Source organism: Rubripirellula lacrimiformis (genome assembly GCF_007741535.1).
In the GTDB taxonomy this organism is placed as follows: Bacteria; Planctomycetota; Planctomycetia; order Pirellulales; family Pirellulaceae; genus Rubripirellula; species Rubripirellula lacrimiformis.
The window spans coordinates 5,986,385-5,999,174 of record NZ_CP036525.1 but is presented as its reverse complement, the minus strand read 5'-3'; the positions used below and the strand labels follow the sequence as shown (position 1 = coordinate 5,999,174).

The 12,790-nt window shown below is 59.1% G+C and carries 9 protein-coding genes; 3 read left to right on the top strand and 6 right to left on the bottom strand.

The window, feature by feature from the left end; translation table 11 throughout:
• Positions 1–5: 5 nt before the first annotated feature.
• On the top strand, positions 6–920 hold the full coding sequence (locus K227x_RS20970; RefSeq protein WP_145172617.1) for an aldo/keto reductase: 915 nt from the start codon (positions 6–8) through the stop codon (positions 918–920).
• A gap of 333 nt (positions 921–1,253) precedes the next feature.
• Here K227x_RS20970 and K227x_RS20965 read toward each other — a convergent pair whose 3' ends face one another.
• The 4 genes from K227x_RS20965 to K227x_RS20950 all read right to left on the bottom strand — a co-directional run bounded on the left by K227x_RS20965 (position 1,254) and on the right by K227x_RS20950 (position 5,434).
• On the bottom strand, positions 1,254–2,543 hold the full coding sequence (locus K227x_RS20965; protein ID WP_145172615.1) for an aminotransferase class V-fold PLP-dependent enzyme: 1,290 nt from the start codon (positions 2,541–2,543) through the stop codon (positions 1,254–1,256).
• Positions 2,540–2,980, bottom strand: coding sequence for an iron-sulfur cluster assembly scaffold protein (locus K227x_RS20960; protein ID WP_391540458.1), 441 nt, complete (start codon positions 2,978–2,980; stop codon positions 2,540–2,542). The genes K227x_RS20965 and K227x_RS20960 overlap by 4 nt, the downstream gene beginning before the upstream one ends.
• Positions 2,981–3,246: 266 nt before the next feature.
• Positions 3,247–3,858 (bottom strand): hypothetical protein, encoded by a 612-nt coding sequence (locus K227x_RS20955; protein ID WP_145172613.1) that lies wholly within the window; start codon positions 3,856–3,858, stop codon positions 3,247–3,249.
• 169 nt (positions 3,859–4,027) lie between these two features.
• Positions 4,028–5,434, bottom strand: a complete 1,407-nt coding sequence (locus K227x_RS20950; protein WP_145172611.1) for a hypothetical protein — start codon at positions 5,432–5,434, stop codon at positions 4,028–4,030.
• Between the two features lie 373 nt (positions 5,435–5,807).
• Here K227x_RS20950 and K227x_RS20945 point away from each other — a divergent pair, with 373 nt between their 5' ends.
• On the top strand, positions 5,808–6,707 hold the full coding sequence (locus K227x_RS20945; protein WP_145172609.1) for an alpha/beta hydrolase: 900 nt from the start codon (positions 5,808–5,810) through the stop codon (positions 6,705–6,707).
• Entirely contained in the window at positions 6,704–7,486 is a 783-nt protein-coding gene (gene trhA, locus K227x_RS20940; RefSeq protein WP_218933415.1) for a PAQR family membrane homeostasis protein TrhA, read from the top strand. The genes K227x_RS20945 and trhA overlap by 4 nt, the downstream gene beginning before the upstream one ends.
• On the opposite strand, the gene K227x_RS20935 is transcribed toward trhA, so the two are convergent.
• Both K227x_RS20935 and K227x_RS20930 read right to left on the bottom strand, forming a co-directional pair.
• Positions 7,487–11,257 carry an ATP-binding protein gene (locus K227x_RS20935; RefSeq protein WP_145172605.1) on the bottom strand — a complete coding sequence of 1,257 codons (3,771 nt, stop codon included), beginning with the start codon at positions 11,255–11,257 and terminating at the stop codon, positions 7,487–7,489.
• Positions 11,254–12,498, bottom strand: coding sequence for a metallophosphoesterase family protein (locus tag K227x_RS20930; protein ID WP_145172603.1), 1,245 nt, complete (start codon positions 12,496–12,498; stop codon positions 11,254–11,256). The genes K227x_RS20935 and K227x_RS20930 overlap by 4 nt, the downstream gene beginning before the upstream one ends.
• Between the last annotated feature and the right edge of the window lie 292 nt (positions 12,499–12,790).

The window sequence follows — 12,790 nt, the reverse complement described above, 5'->3', positions numbered from 1 at the left end:
CCCCCATGCCACCGACCGCATCCGAATCGATCGTTACCTTTGGACTTTGGCCGCTGGCCGGCATCACGACGATGGGCGTCACGGCCCAAGATGCCGATGACACGATGGCCGCCGCGATCGAATCCGGGATCACCGCTTTCGATACCGCGCTGAGCTACGGATTCGATGGCGAAAGTGATCGACTGCTGGGACGCTTCATTCGTGCCGATCGCGATCGGTTCACGGTAACCGGAAAAGTGGGCCAGCGTTGGTCCAGTGACCGCCAACGCGTCGTCGATGGCCGCCCGGAAACTTTAGCTGCCGACGCCGAGACATCGTTGCGGCGGATCGGCATCGAACAATTCGATGTGTTGATGTTGCATTCGCCTGATCCCGCGGTCCCGCTGGAGTCATCGGCCGAAGCGATGGACAACCTGGTCCAACGTGGGCTCGCGAAACGCACCGGGATTTGCAACGTTGATGTCCAGCAACTGAGAACGTTCGCCAGTTCCGCGGCGTGCAGTGCGGTTCAATGCCCGTTGAATTTGCTGCAATCGGATTCCTTGAACGAACTGATTCCGACTGCTGCAGAGTTGGGTAGCGAAGTCCATGTGTTCTGGGCACTGATGAAGGGACTGCTGGCCGGCAAGATCTCTCGCGATCATGTGTTCGCCGAGGGCGATAGTCGTAGCGGTTACGAAATCTTTCAAGGCGAACGTCGTCGCCACGCCCACGACGTCATCGACGCGATGCAGCCCATCGCCGAATCGAATGGATGCACCATCGCCCAACTGTCGATCGGCTGGGCCGCTTCCCAGCCCGGCGTGACGTCGGTGCTTGCCGGTGGCCGACGGCCGGACCAAGTACGCGAACTCGCTGCAGCCAAGCGATTGTCACCCGAGATCGTCGACCAGCTGAATCGTCTCGTGAACCCGGCCTGATGTCAGGCGCCTGTCTCGTCGCAGCAACGAATTCAGCTTCACCCACCGCGATTGTCTGCGACGGTCTGTCGATTGAGTGAGCCGTGATCGCGTGAGCGGCCGGGAATTCCCCCCCCCAATACCGTGGCATCATCGCCAGTGGCTCGCGAGTCCAACGGGTATTCCGTGTCAATCAGCAGCGCGGCGCAGAATCCGACGGCATAGGGGGGGAAGGCCGAAAATTTTGGCGAGATTCGCCAGGCGGGTTCCGATGGCGCCAATTCGGATCTGCGCGTCGACGATATGATTCGAACCTACGTTCGATCTCTGGATGCCGATCCCGCCCCATCGGGGTCACTCGCTGCGTCGACGGCGTTTTCGTCCGGATGGTGCGAACTTCTGGCGTACTTCTCGCACCGCTTCGATCAACCGGTCGGCTTCTTCGACCGTGTTGTAAAAGTAAAAACTTGCACGAGTCGTGGCTGATAATTTCAAGTGATGATGCAGTGGCATCGTGCAATGGTGTCCGGCCCGGACTGCGATGCCTCGCGTGTCCAATTGCTGAGACACGTCATGGGCATGAACACCGTCGACGTGGAAGCTGACGATGCCGCCTTTGTGATCGGGCGTTGGTCCAACCACGTCCACACCATCGATTTGGCGAAGTCCATCATCAGCGTGCTGGCACAAACGATGTTCGTGAGCAGCGATGCGATCGAGCCCGATGTCGGCGAGGTATTCCACCGCGGCGGCCAAGCCGATGGCTTCGACGATCGGTGGAGTACCGGCTTCGAATTTCTCCGGCAGTTCGGCGCAACTGAACCCGCCCGTTGTGACTTTATGGATCATCCCGCCGCCGCCCATGAACGGAGGCATGGCGTCCAAGATCGGTTCCTTGCCATACAGGACTCCGATGCCAGTTGGTCCACAAACCTTGTGACCACTGAACGCTAGGAAATCGATATCCCAGTCCTGAACATCGACCACTGCATGCGGCGCTGCTTGGGCAGCATCCACCAACACCGTGGCGCCATGATCATGAGCCAACGCGGTCCAACGTTTGACCGGGAACACCGTGCCCAACGTGTTGCTGGCTGCGGTGAACGCAAACAATTTTGGTTTCAATCGGTCCAGCGCTTCCACCACGACATCATCCGCGATGGTGAACTGGTCGTCGATCGGCAAGAACTCGACGCGGCATCCGGTGCGGGCGGCCAACTGATGCCACGGGACAATGTTGGCATGGTGTTCAGCGATGGTCAGCAGGATGACATCGTCGGGACCCAAGTTGGCGTCGCCCCAAGTCCGCGCGACCGTGTTGATGGCTGCCGTCGCACCGCCCGCAAAGATGACTTGCCGATCGCTGGGGGCGGCGATGAACTTGGCGACCGATTTTCGGGACTGTTCGTACGCATGCGTCGATTCTTCGCTTAGCGTGTGAATGCCGCGATGAACGTTGGCGTAGTATCGGCGATAACAATCGCTCATCGCGTCCACGACCGAATTGGGACGCTGTGTGCTGGCGGCGTTGTCCAAGAATGCGAGCTTCGCACCACTGGCCGCTGTCCGATCCAGGATCGGAAAGTCGGCTCGATAGCGACTCACATCCAAGTCGCTGATGGCATCCGATGTCACTGTGTTCATGATTCTTCGCTAAGACTGGGGCCATTGAATCGCGGACCATCGTCATCCGATTCGTCCGCTGCGACCGGTGCGTGCACGGCGCTTTGCAAAACTCGCCATGACAACAAACAACACTTCTGGCGATTGGGGGTCAGCTTGGGACCAAACAATTCCAGCATGTCGGCGGCCGAAAACTCATTGACCTCGTCCAGTGTTTTCCCTTCGATCTTTTCGATCAACATGGATGCCGAAGCCTGGCTGATCACACACCCCGAACCGTCGAACCAGGCCTCTTCGATTTTGCCGTCCTTGGACAGTTTTAAATCGATATGGACGATGTCGCCGCATAGCGGGTTGTCGGCCTCGTGAGCGTGCGTGGCAGCCTCATAGGCCCCTCGGTGATAAGGGTCCTCGTAGTGGTCCAGCACGTGTTCTTCGTAAATATCTTGTTCGGACATCGGTATCGAAATCGTCGGGTGAATCGAGCTCAGTTCAGTGACGCCGCCATGCCAAGCCAATCCGGCTTGCATCGGCCACTGTTTTCCCGCAAAACGCGGGCGTTCAGGTTTTAGTCTACGTTTGTTGTCAAAAATAGGCAGCCCCCAACCGAAGTTGCTGCCGCCGGCCAGGCGGGCCAAGCGGGCAAAAGTCCTGTCCCCAACGTCGCAGTGCGGTTCGCCCTCCCCTGAATCGAAAATGCTCGGTTTCCTGAATCAGCAGGCCGTTAGCGTCGGATTGGCTGGTCGATCGGGATCGGTTGCACCGATGACTTTCCGGGGGCCGCCATCGAAGCTGAAACGGGCAGAATATCGGCAGCCGACCGGTTGGCGAGGCTCGACACAGCGGAGCCCGGTTTTCCGATCTGATCCGGCTTGGTCATTTCGCTGGTGGCCAACATCGATCCCATGTTGGGTTCCACGACGGCGTATTGGGGAGCCACGTTGCCCGCGACTCGTGGGGGCAACCGGAACATGGCCCCGGTGGCTCCGTCAACCACAGCCCCCGCGCCCCCGCCAATCAAAATGTTGCCAGCGAACCAAGGATCCAACGTCGCCTTCAATTCCTGGCGCTGGCTGGTCGAATCGGTTCCGGACAACACGACGGTGTACTTCGCAGGCCAGAACGGGAAAGCCTTGGCGTCCAACGTCACCTGTTGTGGCGTCACACCTTGATGGACCACTTCGTTCTTTCGGTTGTAGATCGAAAAATAGGTGGGCGCAGGCGGGTTATCGATCGTCACCGGGTAACGTCGTTCGCTGACCACGGTCGCACATCCGGTTGATCCGGCTGCGATCCCAATAGCCAATGCGCCGGCCAACAGTTGGTGCGATTTCATGAAACTCGAGCTGGCGAAGTGGGGGGGGAAATGGCGATGGCAACTCCATCCGTCCCACGGTCTACCAACTAAATCTGGTCAGCTGCTAGATCGGAAAAAATTCGATCCGCCATCGCGTTGGCGACGGACCGCAACAACGAATTTCAGATCATCGACGACGGTCCACCGATCACGAGTTTCCCGGCGGTTCCAACCACGTGATTTCCCACGGACACCTGGTGAACCGGTGTGAATCTCCAGTGCCTGTCCCGAGTGTTGGGGGGGGCGGGGCGACGGCAAAGACTCGGACGTCTGCGGTATCCAAGGCCGTTAGGTCGACGCTGCCCCGAACTCTCCATTCTCGCTCGGCCGGCCAATCAAATGTTTTGCCAACGGGATGAAATCGATACCGTTGGTCGGCGGGCAGCGTGCGACGTTCAGCAGGTTGACCGTAGATGACGGGTTCGGCGCCCAACGACTGCAATGCCCAACGGCGTATCGCGATTCCGAACGGCTCGTAGTCCCAGCGTCCCAGATGGGGGCGGAAACAGCGACGGGCCAGCAAACCGGCCAGCGGCAGAGCCGAAAAACACACCACGGGATCAGACTTTGCCGTTGCAATCGCCGAAGCCACCAATCGCCGCGTTCGGATGATCCGCTCCAGTGCATCGGCCGGTGCGCGGCGAGTAGCCGCTGGCCCATCCAACAGCATTGCATCGCGGTATTGGTCCATCGTTTCGCCAGGCCAGGGGCCCTGGCATGCACGCGTGCAGTGCACCAGCCAATGCCCATCGATCCGCGTCCAATCGGTGTGTGCCCCATCGGTGTGTGCCCCATCGGTGTGTGCCCCATCGGTGTGTGCCCCATCGGTGTGTGTCAGCGCAGCGCGTGTTTCCACACCATTCGATGTCGACGCCTCCCCGGCCGGTCGGTTTGGCTGGGGCGGTTTCCGCTGCGGCGACGAATGACTCGTCGTCGCTTTCCCTACCTTGGTCGTGTTCGCACCGGGATGGGGATCGGCCAAGTACCAACCGATCGCTCCCCGGTCCATCAATTCCACCACCGACCGGTCACCGGCTGCGTCGATGGCAACTCGCGTGGAAGCGTCGCGATGTTGATCCAGCCGATCGCAAAGCAATTGGTGAATCTTTCCGCCGCGACGAACGTGAACCACATCCAATCGATCAGCCGACTGGATCAAGATTTCGTCGCGGGACAGGATCTGGTCGTCACCAGCGGTGAGTCGGATATCCGAATCCAGGTCCCCTGAATCGACTGACACGACCAAATGTCGCACGCCAAACAGATCCGCAGCACGGCGGGCCCAAGGTTCGACAGCCGATCCGCGGGCGATCAATAAAGTCCCGTCCAGGTCGCGGCAGTCCAGCACGCTGCGGCATAAGAATCGACACATTCGCCGGTGCCGAAAAACATCGTGGCCGAGTCGACTGCTGGCCAGCCCGACCACGGGTGGGCGGACCTGCAGATCGGCTGCCGCATCGACTCGATCGACACCGTTGATCTGGTTCATCCGGTGCCAAAATGCTGCTACTGCGTCGGCATCGTCCGTCGCCTGGTCTGCGGCTGTCGCCCGCATCGGTCTGTCCCTCCCCCTCTGCTCCGAAAGTCGTCGAATCATTCGGACTGGTCACGATCATCCTGTTATACCCATTCCACGATGGCGTGTCGGATTGCTTTGGCGGTTCCAGCTCCTTTGGCGATTCCAGGCCGTGGAACGATGGGTTTCGCACATCAGCGGATGATGGGCGATGGCCGTCCGTCATGCTGATTTGGGCGGAAACGGGGGCACACCTCGGCAACCTTCTGCCCAGTCTGGTAGAAAACTTCTCTGGCAATGACACTGTCTAGTCGCATCCGTCGCCCCGCAATCGTCTGCATTGACGTCGGGGCTGCTTTCACAGCATCCGGGTGCCCTTCCCGCCGCTCCCCGTCAAAAGAGTCTCCTGAAAATGAAATCTTTGCTGACTTTCTCGATCGCCACATTGCTGATGTCGACGGCCTGCTTCGCTGATGCCCCAGCGGCGGATGCTGTCATTTCTATCTGGCCGTCGGATCCGCCCGCCTGGGATGCCCCTACCGAACCGGAAGCCGATACCTCCGGCGAAGACGGTCGCCAGGTCGCTGGCGAGCGAGTGATTCGATTGGGCAATGTGGCGACGCCACAGTTGCACGTCTACCGTCCGGTGGGAATCGACAGCGGAACCGCCGTCGTGATCTGCCCGGGTGGCGGCTATTCGATTTTGGCTTGGGATCTAGAAGGAACCGAGATCGCCGAACGTTTCAGCAAGATCGGCGTCACCGCGTTGGTGTTGAAGTACCGAGTGCCGACACGACAAGCTGAAACCAATTGGTTGGCTCCCGTGCAGGACGTCCAGCGTTCGATCGGGCTGGTTCGATCCGGAGCGATCGACGGCGTCCAAGCATCGCGCGTCGGCGTGCTGGGGTTTTCAGCCGGTGGCAACGCGTCGGCTCATGCGGCCCTGGCCAAAAAACGACACTATGACGCAATCGACGGCGCCGAAGACACCAAGTTCACGCCCGACTACGCCGTTCTGGTTTACCCAGCATGGTTGGTCAAAGACGACAACCCGGGCCAGTTGATCGACACGCTTGAAGTGACTCCCCAGTCGCCACCGATGTTCTTTGCCCATGCGAGCGACGATCGCATCAATGCGATGAGCAGCGTGACGATGTATTCCGAACTGAAAAAGCACCAGATCCCTGGATCGCTGCACGTGTTCGCCAGCGGTGGCCATGGTTTCGGTAGCCGCGTTGCAGGGGCGCCAACCGACGCTTGGTTTGAACTGTGCCATCAATGGATGAACAGCCAAGGTTGGTTGAAACCGTGAACGAATCCGACACTTCACCGGCATCGGTCGGGGCAAACGCCAAGCCCAGTCACTCGGGCAGCGACCAAGGTGATCCGGCAGGGCGTGGTTCCCAGGGTGATTCCGGATTGGATCCCCAGCGATTGGAATCGTCCGGCAAACGCGGCCAACCGGCTCCTCCGCCGCCGACTCAGCCTGATCAAGAATGGGCCAACGCGCTGACGCATGGCATTGCGACCATCGTCAGTCTGGTCGCAGGCGTGTTCCTGATCCGAGCCGCAGCCGACGTCGACGTGGGCATGATGATTGCGTGCGCGGCGTACACCGCGTCGGTCGTTGGCACCTTTTTGTGTTCAACGCTGTCGCACATCGTCCGCCGCCAACCGCTGCTCAACACGATGCGTTCGTGGGACCAAGCGTTCATCTACACGATGATCTCGGGAACCTACACGCCGATCGTCTATCAGTACGCCAGCGATGGCATCCGGATGTGGCTATTGGCTGCGATCTGGATCGCGGCGGCCACTGGATTCTTCTTGAAGGTGGGCGTCAAGCACCGTGTCAATTCGATCGGCACGGTGTCGTACCTTTTGCTGGGTTGGTTGCCCGCGTTGCCGCTGGTCGGTCGGGTCCCCGCCGTGCTGGTCACGTGGATGGTGATCGGTGGCGTGCTGTACACGATGGGTGTGGCGTTGTTGATCAACGATCACCGCGTCCGATACTTGCACGCCGGATGGCACCTGTTCGTGATGGCCGCTGCCGCTAGCCATTGGTGGGTGATCTGGGCTTACGTGATTTGATCAGGATTGGCTGGCTTTATCGCCCTGCCACCATTGACCATCACGGTCCCAGATTTCTTCGGGGCCGTCGTGGTCTGGACCATCGAGCCACTCTTCGCGAGCGATCGCGGCCAGGGCGTCCTCGGCTTCGTTGATCCGACGATTCGGTTCGCGTTCGAACCAGGCCCATCCGATCGCAGGTTCGCGCTGGACGTATTCCTCTTCGATGTACTCGGGTTCTAGCATTCGCTGTGGCTCGACGTACATCGGTTCGACACGTTCGACGTATTCGACCGCTTTCTTCTTGGGCTTGGGTTTCGGCTTGGGTGCGGGCTTTTCGACGTAGACGATCTTCGTCTTTGGTTCCGGCGGCAGTTCAGGTTTCGGCTGGGGCGCAGGCTGTGGGGCCACCACGGCAACGGGCACCGGTTCTGGCTCCGGTTCGGGCTCGGGCTCTGGTTCCGGTTCGGCTTCCATCACCTCTTCTTCGAACTCGTCTTCCTCTTCGTATTCGACTTCCTCTTCGTACTCTTCTTCTTCGATCACTTCGGGCAACAATACAGTTGCTCGTCCCGGTGTGCCTTGTGTCGGCATCAACCGCACTTCGACATCGATGGCATGGAAGATATCGACGATGTGTTCATGACAAGTGAACATCATCACTTGGTGTCCCAGTTCGGCGAACGTTTTCAACGTTTGTGCCGCATGGATCGCGCGATCGCGGTCAAAGTTGACTAGCACGTCATCTAGCACCAACGGCAACATGACGCCGCGGCGTGCGTAGGCGGCCGCTAAAGACAATCGAAGTGCGATGAAGACTGCCTCGCGAGTACCTCGGCTAAGCACTTCCAACGGCAACGACTTTTCGTCCGTGTCGTCGATCTTCAGCTGGTTGGTGCCCAGCGGAGTCCAGATCCGGTTGTACTTTCCGTTGGTCAACTGGCTTAGGAACGTCGACGCTTCCCGCAATGTCTCGGGCTGTCGTTCGCGTTCGAAAGTGCCACAGACATCCTCCAGCAAGCAACTGGCCATGCCCAATGTCTGCCATTTGTGCGCAAACGCTTCGATGCGCCTTTCGATGCAGCCAAGTTCTAGCTGAGCGACGGACAAACGATTGTCATCCCCCAAGTGTTTCATTTCTTGGGCCAATTCGCCCAAGGATGTTCGCAGGTGGCCAATGCGTTCTTCGGTCTCGGTCATGCGTGTGGTCAACGAATCCCAGCGCCGTTCCAGATCGGCCGCCGTCGCACCATCTAGCTCTTGCTCGACATCCTCGTACAGGACGTGGTTGCCGATCATCGACTTGATCGTCTTTTCCAACTCGGCCAGTTCTTTGCGGCTCTCTGCTAGCGTCGCCTTGCTGTCGACCATTTCATAGAACTGTTCGGGAGTCGCCACACCGCACTTCGCCCACAGGGCGCGACGTTGTCCATCGGCCCGTTCCAAAGAACGATGATGAGAACTCTGTTGGCGTTTCAGTTGAACGTCTTGTTCCTTCAGTTCCCGACGGCGTTTGATCCAGTGCTGTTGGCGAGCCAATTCTTCGTGCAGATGGTTCAGTTGGTCCAGTGGGCTGCTGCGAGGCTTGAACCGTGCAGCCACGGTTTCCTCGGACATTTCTTCCTGGTCTGCGGCGCCGCGAGCGGCCTCTTCGTTGACCTGCAACGCTTCTAGGTACAACGTTTCGATGCGTTTGGCGATCGATTGTCGTTCGCGGCGACGTTGTTCTTTTTCCGTCAATAATTCGTCCAGACGACGGCGGCTCGACTGCAGCGTTTCGTAGCCTTCGCTTAGCTTTCGAACACTCGATGCGGACAACGATTCGCTAAGACCCAGACGTTCCAGAGTTTCTGACCAATTGCGGCGTGCCGCTTTCAATCCCTCGGCCGCCTTGGTGGCACGATTGCGTGACGCCTTGTAGGACTCCATCGCCGCTTGGTGGTTGTGATAGGTCGGCAGCGACGATTCCAGGTCGGCTAGCAATTGCTCGGATTCACGCAGACGCAGTTCCAATGATTCATTGCTGGTCGGCAGAGTCGAATCGATGCTGGTTCGTTCGCCTTCGATCTCGCGGATTTGACGTCGCAGTGTATCGATCTGACGTTCGCAGTCTTCCCGTTCCAGCGAAGTCGAACGTTTGCCGTTTTCCAGGCCCCAGTAGAATGCCAACAACGACACGAATCCGAATAACATGCAAAGCATGCCCCATGTCGGATCCGGCCTAGCGACAAGCCATTCGATGGTGAAGAAGTTTGCAAACCCATAGATCACCGCAATGCCGCCCATGAAGAACGGCATCGCCAGCAGGATAAAGCGATCCACCGGCAACACTTCGTCTGTCGTCAAATCGACGGTTTCGCGTTCCAGTTCGCGATAATGACGCTTCAGTTTCTCCAAGTGTTCGCCGACTTGAATTCGGTGCTTCAGCGTCGTCACCATCTCGGTCTGGCTGCGAATCGCTTGTTGCAGGTTGCTGGCCCGGGCCCGTTCCAGCATCTCTTTAAGCGAATCGTTCAGTTTGTCTGCACGCGCCTTGTGCTCGGCACCTTCGCTGCGCGATTGTTTCAGCGCGAAGGCTTGTTCCTTGACCTGTTTGGCCGGTTCAGAAAGCGCACTGAGTGTTTGTTTCGACAGATCGGGCAGCGCTGACGAATCGCCGCGCAACAGCGCCGATTGGTCCTCTTCGTCCAAACCTAAACGATCGGCGTCCGATTCCAGTTGTTTCTTGGCCTTGTCGATCTGGTCATCCAGACGCGCAATCTGTTCTTCGAGCGCTTCGACCCAAGTGGCCTGTTCCGATGCCGCTTCGATCCGTCCTTGCAGGTCCAGCATCCGGCGGCTGACGGGCAACTGTTCGGCCTTGTCGCGGATACCACGACGCTTGACTTTGATTTCTTCCAGTTTCTGTTTGCGTTCTTCCATGATCGCATCGATCTGGATCAACTGGCCCGGTGCCTCGTCGGGCAACGAGATGTCGGATTCGCGTTGGGCGATCTGTCGGGCGATCTCGTCACGTTTGCGCCACACTTCATGGACGCTGGTGGCCATTTCGACGCTGCGGCTTTCGCGTTCCCACGCGCCCATCCGTTCGGTCAACTGTTCGATTTCTTGCTGCTGGCTGCGACGTTGGGACGCCAATTCGCTCCAACGGCGTCCGCCACGCGTCAACTGAGTGACTTCGTCGCGCAGTTTCTCTCGTTTGGTCACTAGGGCCGACAACTTCGACGCTTCGTTTTCGTCTTCCGCCGATGGTTTTCCGACCAACGCTTTGCGTCCACCGCGCAGCGATCGCAGCACGTCGACCAACGAAACGCGGTCCAGACCGCTGGACAGTTTGTAAAGTTCGTCTGCCGCCGACGTGTCGTCTAGCGTGCTAAGTTCTTGCAGTTCACGCATCCCGATCGCGAACACGTTGGTAAAGATCGGTTCATCGATCTGGCCCAATAGACTCGCTAGCCGGTGTTGCCCCTGGCTCAGTCCATCCTGGCCGGTGACCGTCAACTGGCCGGTGACTCCCGTATCGGTCAATTGGCTGTGTCGTCGAATTTGGTAGCCGCCGCCTGGTCCGGTCACGCGGATCGCACCGCCCGGTGTGCCACCATGAACCGGGGGCAAGTATTTCTCGCGCCGTTCGGGCGTGAATCCGTACAGCATCGCGCGCACGAATTGCATCAGCGTCGTTTTGCCGGCCTCGTTGGGACCGTAGAACAACGTCATGCCTTCGGGCAGCGAGTCGACTGATAGTCCGGTCCAGACGCCGAAGCCATCGATTTGGATGTCTTTGATTCTCATGTTTTTTGCACCAAGTTTGGCTTGCCGCCGCGGAGCAGTTCGACGCCCAGCAGTGTGGCTTCGTCGAGCAAGTCGGCGCGGGCCGATGAGGAGACTTCCGCTAGCAGGGTCGCGGTCGTCGATGTGATGGCCGATGTTTCTTCGGTGAACGGCGCCAGATTCAAATCGCGACCGTCCAGTTTGCGATGCTTGTCGGCGGCTCGCAAAAAGTCACCCAGGATGGTGTCTTCGTCAGTCCATGATTTCGGATAATTGCGTGGCGGTCGCACCTTCAATTGGCAGGTCCACGCCGATGGTGAACCGTGGCCGTATTCGCGGCGGACCCAAGACAACAGTTCATCGCTATCGCCGATCGACAATAGCGAGTCATCGTTGCTGACCGAGATGTCCCATCCGATCAACAGATTGCGGCCACCGTGTTCGTGATGCAACCGGACGATCCGTTCGCCCATCACATTGCGAATCCCACCCACCGCATTGATGTCGGCCGCGTTCAGTTTGACACGGCAGTACCGGAATACATCGGTTTCGATCGAATGCACCCGAGTGGTTCGGTCGGCATCGACGTCAACGACGCTGTATCCGTGGGCACCGGATTCTTCCAGCGACCGACCCTGGGGGGATCCACAATAGATCGCAGCCCCTTCGGCTCCGCCGTCGATCTCCTCGCGGTTGTGATCACCGCCGAGCGCCCAGTAATCGAAACGTCCTTCGGCCAGAGCGTTGGCATCAGCCGAACCATACCCAACCGCAACGGTGTATTCGTCGGTTGGATCGGTGCGATAGCTAGGCACGTGCAACACGCTGCGACCATCGGTGCTGCGGCCGATCACGTTACAGATCGTTCGCCCGGCCCGTTCGACCGGGATGGAAACGGCACGGTTCTTGGGGAACAGAGTGACATTGGGTGGCAACGGCACCGCGTCAGGCCATTTGGCAGGATCGTCGGCGATCCCGGCGGTCCAGAAGACAGGCTTCTTTTTGGCGTGAAGCTTGTCGAAATAGTCCAACAACAGGGCCATCCCATGCGGTCCCGCCGCCTGGGGCGCCAGCAGGTCACCCGACAGCACCAGGAAGTCGATGTTGTCGACCAGTGCGGCTTCGAAAACGGCAGCAGCAGCCTTCCGCGGCGCCTCGGCCATCAATTCGCGTAGGTGCGGCGGCAGAGAGTCGAGGTCACCTAGGGGTGTCTCGAGATGAAAGTCGGCTGCGTGAATGAAGCGGAATGACTCGCCCGGCATTGGATCCCTCCCTGCTGGTCATGACGGTCTCACATCTTGTGAGCGTGGTCGACGCGGCCAAGTCGGTTCGGCTGCGAAGCGTCAGAAGTTTAACGAAAATCGTGAAACCGGGCCAAGTCTGGTTTTTTTGCCGCCCACGACGGGCTGAAACAGCGGTGAAACACCGTGAACCACGGGTTTTTTGCCGCCGATGGGGCGCTCCGCGACGGTCGCGTGGCCGAGCTGTTTTGAGAAAGCGACGAGAATTTGAGGAGGATCGGTGGTCCGAGACGACGGGGCGATGCGGGCACCA

Excerpts from the sequence above, each read along its gene's own strand:
- K227x_RS20970 (WP_145172617.1), top strand. The coding sequence starts at position 6 with ATGCCACCGACCGCATCCGAATCGATCGTTACCTTTGGACTTTGGCCG.
- K227x_RS20965 (WP_145172615.1), bottom strand. The coding sequence starts at position 2,543 with ATGAACACAGTGACATCGGATGCCATCAGCGACTTGGATGTGAGTCGC.
- K227x_RS20960 (WP_391540458.1), bottom strand. The coding sequence starts at position 2,980 with ATGTCCGAACAAGATATTTACGAAGAACACGTGCTGGACCACTACGAG.
- K227x_RS20955 (WP_145172613.1), bottom strand. The coding sequence starts at position 3,858 with ATGAAATCGCACCAACTGTTGGCCGGCGCATTGGCTATTGGGATCGCA.
- K227x_RS20950 (WP_145172611.1), bottom strand. The coding sequence starts at position 5,434 with ATGCGGGCGACAGCCGCAGACCAGGCGACGGACGATGCCGACGCAGTA.
- K227x_RS20945 (WP_145172609.1), top strand. The coding sequence starts at position 5,808 with ATGAAATCTTTGCTGACTTTCTCGATCGCCACATTGCTGATGTCGACG.
- K227x_RS20935 (WP_145172605.1), bottom strand. The coding sequence starts at position 11,257 with ATGAGAATCAAAGACATCCAAATCGATGGCTTCGGCGTCTGGACCGGA.
- K227x_RS20930 (WP_145172603.1), bottom strand. The coding sequence starts at position 12,498 with ATGCCGGGCGAGTCATTCCGCTTCATTCACGCAGCCGACTTTCATCTC.